The organism is Flavobacterium bernardetii, from assembly GCF_011305415.1.
Taxonomy (GTDB): domain Bacteria; phylum Bacteroidota; class Bacteroidia; order Flavobacteriales; family Flavobacteriaceae; genus Flavobacterium; species Flavobacterium bernardetii.
On sequence record NZ_JAANOQ010000029.1, the window covers coordinates 1 to 2150 of the forward strand.

A 2150-nucleotide genomic window follows, 5' to 3' on the forward strand; every position below is an offset into this window, starting at 1 on the left:
TTCTCGCAAGAAATTTTATCTTTGATAGAAAATAATCGGTTCCGAACTTCGCAACCTCGCCAAGCGCCGGAACGTTGGTGGCAAGGCTACCGCAGAACTTAAAAATCAACATAATATAAAACAATTAGAATATTAAATGAAAATAGTTTTTGCAATAATAGGTTTATTAGTTTTAATAATTGTAGTGTTTGCCATTTATAGATTTATAACTGTAAAACTTCAAAATAACAAACTTAATAAAGAACGTTTTGAAAGAGTAAAAGAACTTTATGAGAAACTTGAAAATGGAGAAAATATAACCGAAGAAAATATTTTATCATACGCTCAAAACTTACTCACTAGACAAACTACATTTAAACTTTTAGAGGAACATAACAAAGTAAATTTATTTCCAAAAGAATATTATTCACTAATAAAAGGAGCCGAAAGTAGTTTGGCAAATTGGTTGGAATTCCCAACCGAACTTGGTGCTTGTCCTGACGAAATGGAACATATTAAACGTGTTACATTTGACTTTGACGGAAAAAATAACTTTGTACACTACGAAGTGTTTAAATATTGTGTTTATAAACCTCATTGGGCATCAGAAGATGGATGGAGTTTAGGTGTTGTTGGTCCATATTTTGATGATAGCAAACCTTACGATTTTGCACAAGCAACATTTAGTAGAATTGGAAGCAAATTTGACAAGGTAACAGCAGATGAAGAAGCTAAATGGGTTCACGAAAACATTTCAATGAGACAATAAAAGCCCAGCCACCAACAGGCGTTTGGCAATATTGCGAATTTTGTAGTAAAATCACGTTTATTTCTCGCAAGAAATTTTATCTTTGATAGAAAATAATCGGTTCCGAACTTCGCAACCTCGCCAAGCGCCGGGACGTTAGCAGCCATTTTAAGACACTCCTATCCTATGAAAAGAACAATAATATTATTTTCTCTTATACTTCTAAGTCTTTTCGCTTGCAAATCGAGCAAATCTCTTATTTCCGAAAAGGCCGAATTAAAACACTCAAATCGAATTGTGAATGCCCAATCAGGATATGAAATTCGAGAAATGTACAAGAATAGTATTAAATATAATTATGAATTAAATAGAAAATTAGATACGGCTGCAATCCGAACTTTTGACAAAAAATTTATTGTTAGTGAAGGATATAAAGTTGGAACAAAATGGAAAGATATTGATAAAAAATTAACTGATTCAGTATACAAACTTTCAGGATTTGGTTATTATGTAGAACTGGAATCTGGCTGGAATCTGGTATTCTGTATTGGAACGACTTGTACCGATAATCTTCCAGAAAATAATGCTGAAGTTGTGTGCATTGAAAAAAGAATGCGAGAAAGAATGAAAAATAAAAGCTTGCTCTTAAAAAAATGAGAAAAAAACGGCTGCTAACAGGCGTTTGGCAAGATTGCGAATTTTGTGGTAAATTCACGTTTATTTCTCGCAAGAAATTTTATCTTTGATAAAAAATAATCGGTTCCGTAGTTCGCAACCTCGCCAAGCGCCGGAACGTTATGCAACATATTTCCGCTGAATAGAAAATTAGTGATTTTATCATGTTTTCCTCTTCTTTCTTTTTTAAATTAAAATCTTGATTTGAGATTGTTTTGTTGAATAATTTATGAAAATGAATTGAGTATTTTGATTCGTAAATAGTTGGCGAGAATATTGAAACTTGTAAGATTGCGGAAAATTGGATTCGCAAAAGTTTGAGTGAATCGTGGAACGAAAAAAAAGTTGATTCTTGAAAAGTTTGTTTGAATATTGAAGCGTGTAACTTTGCAGAAAATTGGAATCGTTAAAGTTTGAACGAATATTGAAACGAAAAATGATTCGTGAAAGGTTTTGTGAGAATATTGAAACGTGTAAGATTGCGTAAAAAAGATTCGCGAAAACTTGGAGATTTATAAATTTAGATTCAATTTTAAATAAATAATACGTCGCATAACAGCGGTTTGCTAAAATGGCGACATTTTCTTTAAAATCACGTTTACTTTTCGCAAGAAATATTATATTTGAAAGAAATAAGCGGTTACGAAGTCGCCACTTCAGCAAGCCGCGGAACGTTAGTGGCAACCAATCCGCACGAAACCGTAAAATAAGAAAAATGAAAAATATTTGCTTGATTTTAGTTGTCTTT

The 2150-nt window shown here is 32.3% G+C and carries 2 protein-coding genes; both read left to right on the forward strand.

Annotated features, from left to right (window positions below):
* Positions 1–136: 136 nt before the first annotated feature.
* On the forward strand, positions 137–748 hold the full coding sequence (locus tag G6N05_RS15450; protein WP_166131867.1) for a hypothetical protein: 612 nt from the start codon (positions 137–139) through the stop codon (positions 746–748).
* A 165-nt stretch (positions 749–913) separates the two neighbouring features.
* A complete protein-coding gene (locus G6N05_RS15455; RefSeq protein ID WP_166131870.1) occupies positions 914–1384 on the forward strand; it encodes a hypothetical protein in 471 nt (156 codons plus the stop codon).
* Positions 1385–2150: the final 766 nt, after the last annotated feature.

What these genes read in the sequence shown, in the direction of transcription:
- G6N05_RS15455 (WP_166131870.1), top strand. Translation starts at nt 914, where the DNA reads ATGAAAAGAACAATAATATTATTTTCTCTTATACTTCTAAGTCTTTTC.
- G6N05_RS15450 (WP_166131867.1), top strand. Translation starts at nt 137, where the DNA reads ATGAAAATAGTTTTTGCAATAATAGGTTTATTAGTTTTAATAATTGTA.